Source organism: Streptomyces sp. NPDC056948 (genome assembly GCF_042674225.1).
GTDB lineage: Bacteria > Actinomycetota > Actinomycetes > Streptomycetales > Streptomycetaceae > Streptomyces > Streptomyces purpurascens.
The window spans coordinates 1-776 of record NZ_JBHUQX010000217.1 but is presented as its reverse complement, the minus strand read 5'-3'; the positions used below and the strand labels follow the sequence as shown (position 1 = coordinate 776).

Genomic DNA, 776 nt, shown 5'->3' with positions numbered 1-776 from the left:
ATGACCAGCTGATGGTCGACCGCAAGGCCGTCGGCGACGCCGCCAACTTCCTGATCGAGGGCTTCACGGCCACCGTCGCCCAGCACGAGGGCGAGGTGCTCTTCGTCGAGCTGCCGGCCGCCGTCGAGCTGGTCATCCAGGAGACCGAACCGGGCGTCCAGGGCGACCGCTCCACCGGCGGCACCAAGCCCGCCACGCTGGAGACCGGTTACCAGATCCAGGTGCCGCTCTTCATCACCACCGGTGAGAAGATCAAGGTCGACACCCGTTCCAGCGACTACCTCGGCCGGGTGAACAGCTAACCGTGGCTGCCCGTAACACGGCCCGCAAGCGCGCCTTCCAGATCCTCTTCGAGGGGGACCAGCGCGGCGCCGAGGTCCTGACGGTCCTCGCCGACTGGGTCCGGCTCTCCCGGGCCGACACCCGGCAGCCGCCGGTGAGCGAGTACACGATGGAGCTGGTCGAGGGCTACGCGCAGCGCGCGAAGCGCATCGACGAGCTGATCGCCCAGTACTCGGTCGGCTGGACGCTCGACCGGATGCCGGTCGTCGACCGCAACATCCTGCGGCTCGGCGCCTACGAGCTGATCTGGGTCGACGAGACCCCGGACGCCGTCGTCCTGGACGAGATGGTGCAGCTGGCCAAGGAGTTCTCGACGGACGAGTCGCCCTCGTTCGTGAACGGCCTGCTCGGTCGGCTGAAGGACCTCAAGCCCTCGCTCCGCCGCGACGAGGACTGAGCCAGACAGAACGCCGGAGGGCCCGCAGCGTGACTGC

The 776-nt window shown here is 68.8% G+C and carries 1 protein-coding gene and 1 pseudogene; both read left to right on the top strand.

Annotation, left to right across the window (positions count from 1 at the left end; translation table 11 throughout):
- Positions 1-302, top strand: a pseudogene (locus ACFTZL_RS25975) (elongation factor P); the annotation flags it as partial.
- A gap of 2 nt (positions 303-304) precedes the next feature.
- On the top strand, positions 305-739 hold the full coding sequence (nusB, locus tag ACFTZL_RS25970) for a transcription antitermination factor NusB (RefSeq protein ID WP_184597187.1): 435 nt from the start codon (positions 305-307) through the stop codon (positions 737-739).
- Positions 740-776 lie beyond the last annotated feature (37 nt).